At 43.0% G+C, this 14,255-nt stretch carries 9 protein-coding genes; 5 read left to right on the top strand and 4 right to left on the bottom strand.

What is annotated here, in order from left to right:
* Window positions 1-354 precede the first annotated feature (354 nt).
* From gltB to H3302_RS09585, 3 genes are all read left to right on the top strand, one after another.
* Complete coding sequence (gene gltB, locus H3302_RS09595) at window positions 355-4,812, top strand: glutamate synthase large subunit (protein WP_036967633.1); 4,458 nt, start codon at window positions 355-357, stop codon at window positions 4,810-4,812.
* 9 nt (window positions 4,813-4,821) lie between these two features.
* A complete protein-coding gene (locus H3302_RS09590; RefSeq protein ID WP_065978706.1) occupies window positions 4,822-6,237 on the top strand; it encodes an FAD-dependent oxidoreductase in 1,416 nt (471 codons plus the stop codon).
* Window positions 6,238-6,453: 216 nt separating this feature from the next.
* A complete protein-coding gene (locus H3302_RS09585; RefSeq protein ID WP_074989290.1) occupies window positions 6,454-8,571 on the top strand; it encodes a S8 family serine peptidase in 2,118 nt (705 codons plus the stop codon).
* 171 nt (window positions 8,572-8,742) lie between these two features.
* Here the strand turns inward: H3302_RS09585 and H3302_RS09580 are convergent, their stop codons facing one another.
* From H3302_RS09580 to nadK, 4 genes are all read right to left on the bottom strand, one after another.
* Window positions 8,743-9,141 carry a hypothetical protein gene (locus H3302_RS09580; RefSeq protein WP_036967641.1) on the bottom strand — a complete coding sequence of 133 codons (399 nt, stop codon included), beginning with the start codon at window positions 9,139-9,141 and terminating at the stop codon, window positions 8,743-8,745.
* Between the two features lie 78 nt (window positions 9,142-9,219).
* Complete coding sequence (gene recN / locus H3302_RS09575) at window positions 9,220-10,893, bottom strand: DNA repair protein RecN (RefSeq protein WP_182395031.1); 1,674 nt, start codon at window positions 10,891-10,893, stop codon at window positions 9,220-9,222.
* Window positions 10,894-10,961: 68 nt separating this feature from the next.
* Complete coding sequence (locus tag H3302_RS09570; RefSeq protein WP_182395029.1) at window positions 10,962-11,525, bottom strand: hypothetical protein; 564 nt, start codon at window positions 11,523-11,525, stop codon at window positions 10,962-10,964.
* Between the two features lie 95 nt (window positions 11,526-11,620).
* Window positions 11,621-12,505 carry an NAD(+) kinase gene (gene nadK, locus H3302_RS09565; protein ID WP_036967648.1) on the bottom strand — a complete coding sequence of 295 codons (885 nt, stop codon included), beginning with the start codon at window positions 12,503-12,505 and terminating at the stop codon, window positions 11,621-11,623.
* 121 nt (window positions 12,506-12,626) lie between these two features.
* Between nadK and H3302_RS09560 the strand changes: the two genes are divergently transcribed.
* Entirely contained in the window at window positions 12,627-13,571 is a 945-nt protein-coding gene (locus H3302_RS09560) for an HrcA family transcriptional regulator (RefSeq protein ID WP_036967651.1), read from the top strand.
* Window positions 13,572-13,629: 58 nt separating this feature from the next.
* Window positions 13,630-14,238 (top strand): nucleotide exchange factor GrpE, encoded by a 609-nt coding sequence (gene grpE / locus H3302_RS09555; RefSeq protein WP_036967654.1) that lies wholly within the window; start codon window positions 13,630-13,632, stop codon window positions 14,236-14,238.
* Window positions 14,239-14,255: the final 17 nt, after the last annotated feature.

The following is a 14,255-nucleotide window of genomic DNA, read 5'->3' as shown; positions in this document are numbered from 1 at the left end:
AAGCAGCTAACAGCTGAGAGAGCGCAAAATAACTGCATTACTATGCATGATTTGAATATTTATGCAAAATGAGTTGTCAGTTTACGTTAACGTAAACTATCCGTTTTTAGAATGATTTTTTACAAACTGTTAAAATTGACACCAGTGTCATAAAAAAATAATGGTTAAATAGCGTCTAAATGTAAAAAAATAGCATAGACTTTAAAGTGCGTCCTCAAGTGAGAAATATTCATAAATATGAATATGTATTCAAAACTCTATTGACTCATGGTTTATTTGGCGATAGTTTTGTTCGTCTGCTAGCACTGTCACAAAAGACTGAACCGCTAGTCGTTGTAGCAAGGGGAGGGGTCTATGTTATACGACTCAAAATTAGAAAAAGATAATTGTGGCTTTGGCTTAATCGCCCAGGTCAATGGTCAGGCGAGTCATCGCTTGATTCGAACCGCAATCACAGGCCTAGATCGCATGGAACACCGTGGTGGTATTTCTGCTGATGGTAAAACAGGTGATGGCTGTGGTTTATTAATGCAAAAACCCGATAGTTTCTTTCGTGCAATTGCCAGTGAACACGATTGGCATTTAGGGAAGAACTACGCAGTCGGCATGGTGTTTTTAAATGCCGATCCCGTGCTTGCACAGACTGCTAAAGATGTTTTGAGTGAAGAGCTCGAAAAAGAAACCTTAAATATTCAAGGATGGCGAGTCGTTCCGACAGACGCATCTTGTTTAGGGCCAATTGCAAAAAAACAACTACCTGGCTTTGAACAAATTTTTGTCAGCGCACCTGAGGGCTGGCGTCCAAAAGATTTAGAACGTCGTTTGTATGTTGCGCGTCGCCGTGCAGAAAAGCGTCTAGAAAATGATGAGCATTTCTATATTGCGAGCTTGTCTGGCTTGGTAACGGTTTACAAAGGCTTGATGATGCCTGTGGATTTACCGAATTTTTACCTCGATTTAGCTGACATGCGCATGACGAGTGCGATTTGTGTATTTCATCAGCGTTTTTCTACCAATACGCAACCTCGTTGGCCATTGGCGCAGCCGTTCCGCTATTTAGCGCACAACGGCGAAATTAATACCATTCAAGGTAACCGCCAGTGGGCACGTGCCCGTGCTTATAAATTTGCATCTCCACTGATCCCTGATTTGCAATCAGCAGCCCCATTTGTCAACGAAAGTGGCTCTGATTCATCAAGCTTAGATAACATGCTTGAATTGTTCTTAGCGGGTGGTATGGATTTATTCCGTGCGATGCGTATGCTTGTTCCGCCTGCATGGCAGAAAAACCGAGCCATGGATGACGATTTACGTGCTTTCTACGACTTTAACTCTATGCATATGGAACCATGGGATGGCCCTGCTGGTATTGTTATGTCTGATGGTCGTTTTGCGGCCTGTAACCTTGACCGAAATGGCCTTCGTCCAGCGCGTTATGTCATTACGCAAGATGGATTTATTACGCTTGCTTCTGAGGTGGGTATTTGGGATTACGCGCCAGACGAAGTGGTTGAAAAAGGACGAGTTGGTCCGGGTGAATTATTAGTAATTGATACTCACCAAGGTAAAATTTGGCACTCTGACGAAATTGACCAAGATCTTAAATCACGTCACCCGTATAAAGCGTGGCTAGAAGCTAACGTTAAGCGTTTGACTCCGTTCGAAAAACTGGCTGAAAAAGATGCAGGTAATCGCTCGTTTGATGACGAAACACTGCTGAAATATCAAAAAATGTTTGGCTTTACTAACGAAGAACTCGACAGTGTTGTTCGTGTCATGGGCGAAAACGGTCAAGAAGCAACGGGCTCAATGGGTGATGACACCCCATTTGCCGTGCTGTCTGAAGGGCACCGTTCATTATTTGATTACTTCCGCCAAAAGTTTGCACAAGTAACCAATCCACCGATTGATCCTCTGCGTGAGAATCATGTTATGTCACTTGCCACGTGTATTGGTAGTGAGCAAAACGTGTTCAATGAAACCACGGGTCATGCGAAACGTCTGCAATTTGAAACACCGATTTTGATGTACGCAGACATGAAACAGCTGTTAAGTGCTGACCAAGCGCATTACAGCTACTGCAAAATCGATATTACTTACACAGCCGAAGAAGGCCTTGAAAAAGCGATCACACGTATTTGTGACGAAGCGCAAGAAAAAGCCGCATCAGGGTGTGTGATGTTAGTCTTGAGTGACCGTAACTTTAGTGAAACGCACCTACCCATTCCTGCTGCAATGGCGGTAGGATCAATTCAAAAACGATTAGTTGATAATAACTTACGTTGTGAATCAAACATCATTATTGAATCAGGTAGCGTGCGAGATGCTCATCAATTTGCTGTGTTATTAGGCTTTGGTGCGACGGCGATTTACCCTTATTTGGCCTATGAATCGCTGGTTGCAATGAGCGATAAAAAAATTATCAACAAGAGCTATTGTGAAGTCACGTTGGCGTATCGTAATGCGATCAACAAAGGCCTTTACAAAATCATGTCGAAAATGGGGATCAGTACAGTTGCCTCATATCGTTGCTCGATGCTGTTTGAAGCGGTTGGTTTGTCAGAAGCGGTTATTGAAACCTGTTTCAATGGTGTAGCAAGCCGTATTAAAGGTGCGTGTTTTACTGACTTTGATGATGATCAACGTAAGCTTCATAAGCTCGCATTTAGTAAGCGCAAGTTATTAAGCCATGGTGGTTTATTAAAGTATGTTCACGGTGGTGAATATCATGCTTACAACCCTGATGTGATCCAAACTCTGCAAAAAGCAGTGCGCTCGGGTGAGTACAGTGATTACGTTGCTTACGCTGATTTAGTTAATAACCGCCCAATCACAAATTTACGTGACATGTTGGCGCTTAAAATTCCTGATGCCGGAATCAGTATCGATGATGTTGAACCAGCAACAGAGCTGTATAAGCGTTTTGACTCGGCGGCAATGAGTATTGGTGCACTATCACCTGAAGCACATGAAGCATTGGCTATTGCCATGAACCGCTTAGGTGGGTGTTCTAACTCAGGTGAAGGGGGTGAAGATAAACTTCGCTATGGCACCGAGAAAAATTCACGTATTAAACAGGTCGCCTCAGGCCGATTTGGTGTAACACCGCATTATTTACGCAGTGCTGATGTGATTCAAATTAAAGTAGCACAAGGTGCAAAGCCCGGTGAAGGAGGTCAGTTACCGGGTGAAAAAGTAACGCCTTATATCGCTAAACTGCGTTACTCAGTACCGGGTGTAACGTTGATTTCACCGCCACCGCATCATGATATTTACTCTATTGAAGATTTAGCCCAGCTAATTTTTGATTTGAAACAAGTGAATCCTGAAGCTCTAATTTCAGTGAAATTAGTGTCTGAACCCGGTGTCGGTACGATTGCAACGGGTGTAGCAAAAGCCTATGCAGACCTCATTACGATTGCGGGTTATGACGGTGGTACAGGTGCAAGCCCGCTTACTTCTGTTAAATATGCAGGCAGTCCTTGGGAGTTGGGCCTAGCTGAGACACAACAAGCTTTGGTTGAAAATGGCTTACGCCACCGTATTAGATTACAAACGGATGGTGGTTTGAAAACCGGTCTCGATATTATTAAAGCCGCTATTTTAGGTGCTGAAAGCTTTGGCTTTGGTACGGGTCCTATGGTGGCACTGGGTTGTAAATACTTACGTATATGTCATTTGAATAACTGTGCGACTGGTGTAGCAACGCAGGACGATACACTTCGTCAGAAGCACTACCATGGCTTACCAGAAATGGCGATGAACTACTTTAAGTTTATTGCACAAGAAGCGCGTCTAATCATGGCAAGCTTAGGGGTAACCCATTTAACCGATTTAATTGGTCGCTTAGATTTACTTGAGGCGATTGAAGGCAAAACGCCGAAGCAAAAGAAAATTGATTTATCGTCAGTTGTGGCTGTGCCGAACAACCCAACCGGTGAAACCTTGTATTGCAGTGCGCCAAACAGCTCGCACTATTTAGGTCAGCTTAATGAAACCTTGCTTGATAAAGCCAAGCAAGCGATTGATGAAAAATCGGGTATTTCATTAGTGAGCCGCGTGTGTAATACAGACCGCTCTGTGGGGGCGATGCTATCAGGATACATTGCATCTAAGCACGGTAACCAAGGTATGGCTGCCGATCCTGTATCTATAGAGTTACACGGCACTGCAGGTCAGTCGTTTGGTGTATGGAATGCTGGAGGCCTAGAAATGACGTTGGTGGGTGACGCTAACGATTATGTTGGTAAAGGCATGGCGGGGGGCAAACTTGTCATTCGCCCACCGATGGGATCATCATTTGAAAGCCACAAAGCAACCATAGCAGGTAATACGTGCTTGTACGGTGCTACTGGCGGCAAATTGTTTGCAGCAGGATGTGCGGGTGAGCGTTTTGCTGTTCGTAACTCAGGTGTGCAAGCGGTTGTAGAAGGTGTGGGCGATAACGGCTGTGAATACATGACAGGCGGTGTTGTGTGTGTCCTTGGCAAAGTCGGTATTAACTTTGGTGCGGGGATGACGGGCGGTTTTGCTTATATTCTTGATGAAAGCAATGACTTTGAAAAACGCATTAACCCTGAGCTTGTTGAAATTGTTACGCTGGAAGATTTAGCGTCTCATCAAGAGCATCTTCGTGGTCTTATTGCAGAGCATTTAGAGCTAACGGGGTCTAACCGCGCTGAGCAGATTTTAGCGAACTTTGATTTATACATTCCGATGTTTAAATTGGTGAAGCCAAAATCAAGTGATGTAAAAAGTTTACTCGGACACCGAGCACGCAGTAGTGCAGAGCTTCGTGTTCAGGCTCAGTAAGGGGGTAGTATGAGCGAAAATGTATACCAGTTTATCGATGTACAACGTGTTGACCCGCGTAAAAAACCGATTTCGGCACGTAAACAATCATTCGTGGAAATTTACGAGCCGTTTTCTGAGACGCAAGTAAATTCACAAGCGGACCGTTGCTTAGATTGTGGTAACCCGTATTGTGAGTGGAAATGCCCAGTACATAACTATATACCGCAATGGTTAAAGTTAATTCGTACAGGCCGTATATTAGAAGCGGCTGAGCTGTCACATCGTACAAATAGTTTACCTGAGGTCTGCGGTCGAGTGTGTCCACAAGACCGCTTATGCGAAGGCTCATGTACACTTGACGAAGAGTTTGGTGCTGTAACAATTGGTAATATTGAAAAATATATTACAGACACTGCTTTTAAAATGGGCTGGAAACCAGATATGTCTTATGTGGTTTGGTCTGATAAAAAAGTGGCGATTATTGGTGCAGGTCCAGCCGGGTTAGGTTGTGCTGATATTCTAGTGCGTAATGGTGTTAAACCGGTGGTATTTGACCGTCACCCTGAGATAGGGGGGTTACTTACTTTCGGTATTCCTTCATTTAAGCTTGAAAAAGAAGTGATGCAGAAGCGTCGTGAAATTTTCACTGAAATGGGGGTTGAGTTTAAACTAAACACGGAAGTCGGTGTTGATATTACCCTAGATGAAATTCTTGCTGAATATGATGCAGTCTTTTTAGGCGTAGGGACCTATCAAAGTATGCGCGCAGGATTTGAAAATGAAGATGCCGATGGCGTACATGATGCTTTACCGTTCTTAATTGGTAACACAAATCGTGTTATGGGCTACGCTGAAGACAAGCAAGCTTATATTGATATGGCCAACGAAAAAGTGGTTGTATTGGGCGGGGGTGACACCGCAATGGACTGCGTAAGAACGTCAATTCGCCAAGGTGCAAGCAAAGTAACATGTGCTTATCGCCGTGATGAAGAAAACATGCCAGGCTCTAAACGTGAAGTTAAAAATGCCCGCGAAGAAGGGGTTGAGTTTACTTTTAACGTGCAACCTAAAGGCATTGTAGTTGACGAGCAAGGTAAAGTTGCAGGCGTAAGAATGGTCAAAACGCAACTGGGTGAACCAGATGAAAATGGCCGCCGTCGTGCTGAAGAAGTGGCTGGTTCAGAGCATGTGATAGAAGCCACTAAAGTGTTAATGGCATTTGGTTTTAAACCGCACAAAATGGATTGGCTTGAACCATATGGCGTTGAAATTAACCATTGGGGTGGTATTAATGCACCTGAACAAGGTGAATTTACCCATCAGACAACGAACCCTAAAATCTTCGCTGGTGGCGATATTGTTCGCGGCTCAGATTTGGTGGTAACGGCTATTTTTGAAGGTCGCAATGCGGCAGAAGGAATTATGGATTACCTAGAGGTGTAATAGCTATCTGCAATACTCCCCATTCATAATTTTGTATAGATACTAAAGCAAGCCTGCGGGCTTGCTTTTTTTGTGCCTGTAAAATATTGATTGCGTACGCAGGGGCTATTCCTAAAGCCTTATGAGGGTTTTCCCCTATATCGGTGAGTGTCACTCGCTGCGAGTATATGTTCTGTAGTTACAAAAAAGTAACAAACTAATCCAGGAGATAAACCAATGCGAACTAAACTTTCTAGTATACTCATCGGTCTTGGCATGGTTGGCAGCTTTGCCACCCAAGCACAAGCCTTACTAGGCCCAGAATTAGCAGAAAAATTATCAACAACAAGCCTAACTCAAAGCCTTACTGAACCAAGTATCAAAGTCATTATAAGCTTTAAAGATAAACAGCAGGTTTATAATGTAATGCAGTCACTCGGTGTGCCGTACTTAGCCTTAAAAGAATTACCCATGGTTGGCGCTACGCTGACTCCTTCACTCGTCACACAGTTACAAAATAACCCTGCCATTGAAAGTATTTATTATGATGCGCCACTGCGCTATTACAACTATAACTCGGGTGAGATCACTGGCGGTCATTTTGTACATGATAACTATTTATTTACAGGCAAAGGTGGCGTTGTGGCTGTACTCGATTCAGGAGTCGATGCGACACATCCCGATTTAGCTTACGGTGATAAAACCATTCAAAATGTAAAACTAATAAACGATCTTGATTTATACGGTTTGACCGCCGATATCGAAGGGTTACCAAACACCGATACATCATCAGGACATGGCACCCATGTTGCTGGCACTGTTGCGGGCAGTGGCGCTGCTTCTGCGAATGATCCTACACGTGCTAATTTGCATGATGGCATTGCCCCAGATGCAAAGATTGTCGGTATTTCTGCTGGTGAAGCCATTTCAATTTTACATTCTTTAAAAGGCTTTGATTATGCATTAGCTAACCAGCACAAATACGATATTGATGTTATTACGAATAGTTGGGGAGGGGGAGCAGGAAGTAACTTCGACCCTAATAACCCTGTAAACAAAGCATCGTTTGAGGCATACAAACGCGGCATGATTGTCACTTTTGCTGCGGGTAACGATGGCGACGGTGATGATACCCTCAATGTGTATGCCGTCGCTCCTTGGGTTATTGACGTCGCAGCAGGCACGCCGAGTAGAATGCTGGCTGATTTTTCTAGCCGAGGTGTGCCAGGTGATGCGATTAAAACACCCGACATTACAGCACCTGGCTCAAGCATATATTCGACGCGAGCACTCAATACCCCTTTGCCCGCTTTAGGACCGGTCATCGATTTAGATAACCCTGATTATTATGTTTACTATGCAACGATGAGTGGCACGTCGATGGCAACCCCTTTTGTTGCAGGTGCTGCGACTGTGCTGCTTGAAGCAAACCCGCATTTATCGCCTGATCAAATTGACGAAATTCTAAAAGCCAGTGCCGATGACATGTTTGATGAAACTGGGCGACAGTACTTACCGCACGAAGTAGGGGCGGGTCATATTAATGTGAAAAAAGCAGTTGAGCTTGCATTACAAACTGAAGGTAATATGCGCCAGTTTTTAGCTGGAGACACTGAATTTTCGAGTCAAGGTGCTTGGCAGCAAGCAGACAACACTGCTGATAAAGTCTACTTTGCCGGCAAGTGGTCAGAAACAACGGATAGCAGTGCTTATAACGGCACACTGGCAAAAGCAAAAGGGCCTGGAAATATTGCTTATGTTGGCTTTAAAGGTGAGCGTGCGAAAATACACTTTGCGGCAACTAACCGAGGAGAGGTCAGTATATTAGTGGATGGAGTTGAGTATGAATCGTTGAGCGTCAGTGGTGAAAAAGGCGAAGCCATTACCGTGGCAATTAACCAATTAGACGACTCAGCACATACACTTGAAGTGCGCACTATATCAGGACAAGTTGCATTAGATCGATTCGAATTTGACGGTATTGTCACCCAGCCCGGTGTGTCATTTACTACACAGTTAATGCCAAGTATTGAGGGTACAATGGGACCATCAGTAAGTTTAGATCTTGCTGGGCTTGGTGTTGACCCAGCCTATAGCATTATTGAGCATTTAGTTTCAGTACCTGATAATGTTGTGGGCGTGACTGCGGTCTTAAGTTGGCAACCGTTTGCAGACCTTGATTTTTCAATAGCAAACAGTCAGGGAGAAGACCTCGCAAGCTCTGCGACACTTGATAACCCCGAAACAGCACAGTTATCGATTACAGAAGCTGGAGACTATATTTTCAAAGTAAAAGGATATACCAGCGTCGTGACTAATTATCGTATCGACTGGCAGATAGTCATTCAAGACTAATATAAACAGCGGGTAAACATTACGCTTACCCGCTAATTTCTTTAACTACGTTACCAATATTATAATTGCTTATTCTTATTAACCGACTCTGTTTAAAGCTATTTTGTAACGATGGCTAAAAATCAGTAGGTTTTTTTAAATGAGAGAAAAAGCCCGACAAGTTAAAACAGACTACCAGCAGCCTGATAACGTGTTTTTTACTTTATTGCTGTGTTGTTTTAATAAAAAGTAAGCAAGGCTTACCACGATAAAATGACAAATCATTACAACAACAGACCAAACAGAAATTGTCTCTGATTGCTGGCTCACTATTACAAACAGTATGAGCATCATTGCTGCAGAAGCATATAAATATGTTTGTAAACGTTGTTTAAACCTTAGGTGCTTCCATCGGCTCCATAGCACCAAAAGTAGCGCCACGATAGGAAACGCAAATAAAGTGCATTGTAGTAGAGCGAACATATAATTTTGTGACACGACAGGTGTATATGACACAGAGGCGTGCAGTAAAGGTGAGCTTAAGCTCAATAATAACCCGCTTGCTAACCCAAACTTACGTTGTTTATTCATTGTATAATCCGGTCGAAGGCTATGCACAATAGCCTTAATTACTTACTAAAACGTTAATGTCATTAAGTGCGAGAGTGGTTATGCATGCGCACTAATCAGCTCTTTCGCATTTGCTCTGGCCATTTTGCTAATATTATCGCCAGCGAGTAGACGGGCAATTTCATCTATTCGTCCATCTTTACTGAGCTTATTCATTTGTGTGTAGGTTTCACCATTTGCAATTTCTTTCGCAACAAAAAATTGCTGATGCCCAGAGCTGGCAACCTGTGGCAAGTGCGTAACACAAATAACTTGGGTTGACTTGCCAAGCTGGCGCAATAACTTGCCAACCGCTGAGGCCGTTGGGCCAGAAATACCCACATCGACTTCGTCGAATATGAGTGTTGGCGTTGTCACGCGCTGGGCGATAATGACTTGTATCGCTAAACTGATACGCGAAAGCTCGCCACCCGATGCAACTTTCGATAAAGCTTGCATTGGTTGCCCAGGGTTGGTCGATACCAAAAACGCCACGGTATCAAATCCCATTGCACTGGGGGCTTTATCACTTGTTTGTTGAATATCAATCGCAAACTGGCCATTTTCCATTGATAAGTTAGCCATGCTATCGCTGATCAATGTGTTGAGTGTTTTGGCATAACGCTGGCGGCTATCACTTAAAACCTGTGCAGCGTCTTTATATTCATCAAGGGCTGTATTTATCTCGGTTTCTAACGATGCTAAGCGGTCACTATTGTAGCTAATTGAAGCAAGCTCTTTCGCAATTGATTGGTGAAATTCTACCAGCTCTTCCGGTTTTATATGGTGCTTGCGTGCTAAATCCATTGCCCCAGTTAAACGAGTTTCTACTTCGTTGAGGCGAGCAGGATCTAAATCTGTTATATCTACGTAGCTGCGAATTTCACGGCTTGCTTCTTCAACTTGAACAGCGGCTTCACTTAAAAGCGCTGCAATGCTAGATAGGCTATCATCGTAGCCAGCAAGTTCAGCAAACTGCTGTGCACTGTGTTGCAGCATTGAGCATGCACTTTGCTCATCACTTTCGTATAAGTGCTGAAGTTCACGCTGGCACGACTCTAAAATAGTTTGGCTGTGGCTTAACTTATGGTGCTCAGCTTCTATTTCTTCAAACTCACCGGGTTGTAAGGCAAACTCGTCTAATTCAGCAACTTGGTATTCAAGTAGCTGTTTTTGAGCCGCTTGTTGCGCTTGTTGTTGTTCTAAGTGGTTAAACTCTTTTACTAGCGCCTGATAGGCTTTAAAACGTTCTTTAACATTGGAAAGCAGGTTTGTATGGCCAGCATATGCATCCAGTAAATGCAGCTGATGCTCGGCTTTTAATAAATGCTGATGCGCGTGTTGACCATGAATAGAAATGAGGTACTGCCCAAGCTCTTTAAGCTGCGCAGCAGTGACAGGGCTGCCATTAATATAGCTTTTACTCCGGCCATTTTTACAAATAACACGGCGCAGTAAGCATTCACCTTCTGCATTAGACAGTAAGTGATGTTCTAAAAACTGTTGAGCAAGGGGTAATTGGGTAATATCGAATTGCGCGCAGATTTCTGCACGCTCAGTTCCTGGACGAACAGCACCCGCATCGGCGCGTTCGCCTAAACACAACGATAGGGCATCAATAGCAATTGATTTCCCTGCACCTGTTTCACCTGTAATGGCTGTCATGCCATTGTGCCACTCAGTACTCAAGTTACTTACAATGGCAAAGTTTTTAATTTCTAACCCGATTAACATACTGTTTATCCATCCAGCTAATTAACTGTTAATTTATACAGTGTTTTCGGGTTTTGCAAATTAAATTTTTATGCTTTTGTTAATTCTGATATCTGTTTTTCGTGATTTAATTCATCAGGCATTGATGGACTCTGGCTTTGCGCAGGGTCATCATGTTGATTAATAGGTGGCGCGTATTTAATAACTTCAATTAATGAGGGTAATACTTCTTGATAAAACGCTTTATTGTATTCAATGCCATTATAAGGAAGTTGTGCCATAAAGTATTGTAATCTATCGGCAAGTTGGTCATGTTCATGCGGGCTTTGTGCTTTGTTTGCTTCCATGATTATGGTGCTGATAAACAACTCACTAATAAACTCTAAATGCGTTAGATTTTCTTCGTTGTGAGCTTGAACGACAAAGTAATTACTGGTGATTTGGTTCAAACGTGCAACATTTTTAGGGCGAATGAGCTTTGCTTCACTAAATTCGATTAATTTAGTTTTGAAGTCGTTATTGATCTCTTTTACACGTTGATGAAAGCGTTTTTTTTCGGCTTCTATCGCTTTGCGACGGTTGCTTTCGATGATCCAATAGCAGCCTAGTAGAGTGATCAACAATAAAAGAGCAAGAAAAACTATATAGCTCATTTTTGCTTAGGTTCCTTAAATGTGTACTACGGTAAAGTGAATTATTTTGCGCTAATAGATTTCACTTGGCAATTACTTAAGAAGAAAATTGCTGTTTAAAATAAGCGGCTACCCCAGTTCAGTTTTTTTCGCAGTACATTGTAATAAGAATATTCTTTTGGATGAATTAAGCGTAACCGTTTGTCAGCTTTTTTGATAACCACTTCATCGCCAGGTAAAACGGCCAAAACAACGTGGCTGTCACAGCTCACTTGTAAGCTGTCGGTATTTTCTAAGCTGAGTTTAAGGCGTACCTCGTTATCGGCATCAACGACTAAAGGGCGACTCGAAAGAGTATGAGGAAACATGGGTACTAACGAAATAGCATTCAGTTCTGGTGTCAAAATAGGCCCGCCACCAGAGAGAGAATAGGCCGTTGACCCCGTCGGTGTAGATACGATTAAACCATCAGAGCGTTGTGAAAATACAAAATCATTATTTATGAAGGCTTCGAACTCAATCATGTGAGCGACTTTATCGGCATGGAGTACCGCTTCATTAACCGCTGAATTTGCGCTTTTAAGTTCAGCATGTCGGTATACTTCTACTTCTAGCAGGAAGCGTTTTTCTTCAATGAATTGACCGCTTAGAACCTGCTCTAAACTTGCTTCAAAACCTTCTGGGTTTAAGTCGGTTAAAAATCCGAGGTTACCACGGTTTACGCCAATCACTGCAACGTCAAAACGCGCTAAAACACGTGCAGCACCTAACATGTTGCCATCGCCACCGACAACGATGGCTAAATCAGCACGCTCGCCTAACTCAACGAGTTTAACGAGGTTGTTCGCAGGCACATCTTCTAATTGCCGACCCGTTCGTTGCTCAACGAGCACCTCAAAACCTAACGCTCGTAAAAAGGTGTGTAATCGCTGTAGCGTTGTAGCCGCGGCGCTGTGGTTAGGTTTACCAATTAAACCTATGGTTTTAAACGGTGAGTCCATGGTACGTGCACTTAACTATTTCATAGGGATAGATTACATTAAAAATTAATGCTTTGAAAATAACTTGAAATAAACTTGCAGTGCCCAAATATCTTAGGACAAGAGTCAAGATGTAAGAATTATGAAATTAAACCCCCGCGATCAACAAATTTTTTCAGCCGTAATGAGCCTATATTGTAATGGCGAGGGCCAACCAGTGGCTTCAACGCGTATAGCAAAGCAAAAGGGCATGGCTGTGTGCTCTGCCACAGTGCGAAATGCAATGGCAAGGCTTGAAAAAGAAGGGTTGCTTTATTCGCCACATACCTCGGCAGGCCGCGTGCCAACAAATGCTGGGTTTGACTATTGGTTAACCGAATTTTTCTCTTTGCCCGAAATTGCGACGTATTGGCAACCTCAACAAGCACAACTTGTTGAGCTGGCCCACGGCTTGAGCCAACGTTATAAAGTATGTTGTTGTGTTGGTTTACCGCAAGTGAGTTCGCAATTGGTTTTTAGGGTTGAAGTGCTTGACTTTGATGGCAGTGATTGGCTTATTTTACTGATTGATAGAGCAGGGCAAAGTCACAATATTTGTATTAGTAAACCTGAGGACGCCAGTGATTCGGTTCGCTATCAGTTTGCAACGTGGCTTAATACGGTGTTTAGTCAACAAACTCTGATGGAAGGTCTTTACCGTATGCAGGCAATGGCGAATACTGCACCGCGCAACTGCCATGACTCGTTGACCCAATGGACTCGCCAATTGAGCCAGAAACTGGGGTCTGATAACAGTATTGTGGTAGGTGAAAATTATTTATATAAGCAAGTAGACTGTCAAACGAGCTTAAATATAGGCGTCTCATTTCTAAATTTTGTTGAAGATAAGCTCGCATTTAGAAACGGTTTGTCGGTATTAAACACAGAACAACTTCCATTTACCGATTGTGATGAGTTAATGGTGATCAGCCTTCCTTACTTTAATAACCTCGAATATCAGAGTCGTTTTTGTGTTATTTGTCCAAAATCAGCACAAATTGAAGCAATCATCCAAGAATTTGAGTTAATCGGGTCATCAACCTCTTGAATCTTTTTATTCAATCCCCATAATTACCGCAGTTGTAAAGAATTGGAGCATTTAAGCTATGTCTGAGCAGACAAAATCACCAGAGCAAGAAGTTGAACTAAACGAAGAATTTGAACAAATGCAAGCGGATGTTGACGCAGCCGTTGAAGCAGCAGAGCAAGTTGAAGGCGAAGAACTAAGCCCTGAAGCTGAAATTGCACTACTTTATAGTGAACTAGAAGCTGCAAAGCAAACTATAAATGATCAAAAAGACAGTGTTGTACGTGCCGCAGCAGATGTTGAAAACATGCGTCGCCGTGCCGCACAAGATGTTGAAAAAGCTCACAAGTTTGCACTTGAGAAGTTTGCTAACGAATTATTACCCGTGATTGACAATTTAGAGCGTGCGATTGAGTTTTCTGACAAAGAAAATGAGCAGCTTAAGCCTGTACTTGAAGGTATCGAGATGACGGTAAAAAGCTTCAACGATGCCGTGTCTAAGTTTGGTGTAGAAATTGTTAACCCACAAGGTGAGCAGTTTAATCCAGAATTCCATCAAGCGATGTCTATTCAACCAAGCAATGATGTAGCACCTAATACGGTACTTGCAGTTATGCAAAAAGGGTACACGTTAAACGGTCGTTTACTGCGTCCTGCTATGGTAATGGTATCGAAAGAAGCTGAATAAACGCTTTTAGAGAAAAA

It is taken from the genome of Pseudoalteromonas sp. MT33b, from assembly GCF_014117385.1.
Taxonomy (GTDB): Bacteria; Pseudomonadota; Gammaproteobacteria; order Enterobacterales; family Alteromonadaceae; genus Pseudoalteromonas; species Pseudoalteromonas lipolytica.
Note: the sequence above shows the minus strand (reverse complement) of the source record. Positions and strands in the feature narration are given on the sequence as shown.